Origin of the sequence: Phenylobacterium hankyongense, assembly GCF_003254505.1 — a bacterium.
GTDB lineage: Bacteria > Pseudomonadota > Alphaproteobacteria > Caulobacterales > Caulobacteraceae > Phenylobacterium > Phenylobacterium hankyongense.
Genome location: NZ_QFYP01000010.1, coordinates 1 through 444 on the forward strand (window position 1 = coordinate 1; position 444 = coordinate 444).

The 444-nt window shown below is 60.8% G+C and carries 1 protein-coding gene; it reads right to left on the minus strand.

Annotated features, from left to right (window positions below; translation table 11 throughout):
• Positions 1-196: 196 nt before the first annotated feature.
• A partial coding sequence (locus DJ021_RS18770; protein WP_207801906.1) for a hypothetical protein occupies positions 197-444 on the minus strand: 248 nt, incomplete at its 5' end.

The following is a 444-nucleotide window of genomic DNA, read 5'->3' on the forward strand; positions in this document are numbered from 1 at the left end:
TAACATTAGCATAGAGAGAGAGCAGCTGCACGAGGGAAGTCGCTAGACCTCCCCAGAAGCTGCACCGCACACATAAGAACGACGCAGATTACGGCATCGCGAGACTATTATTGCACTGGTAGGCAACACCCTCCTTAGCTTCCCCGACGATCATACGTCGCCGCCATGGGCGGCGGTGGCACGGCGGCGCCACCGATCAGTGGCCACAGGTGCAGGTGGTGCAGCTGCAGTTGGGTCCGCAGTTGCACTTCGGATCGTTCTCCACACCGGCCCCGGCGAACCAGGCGTCCCCGCCATTGCTGTTTCCGGCCTCCACTATATCCATGCCGTAGCTGTTGCCCTTCTTCACGCACTGGGTCTTGTCGGCGCAGTCGCAGTTGCCGCAGCTCGACATGGCGACGAGAAGGGAGAGAAAGAGAGGGAGAGCGGAAGAGGGCAGACGAC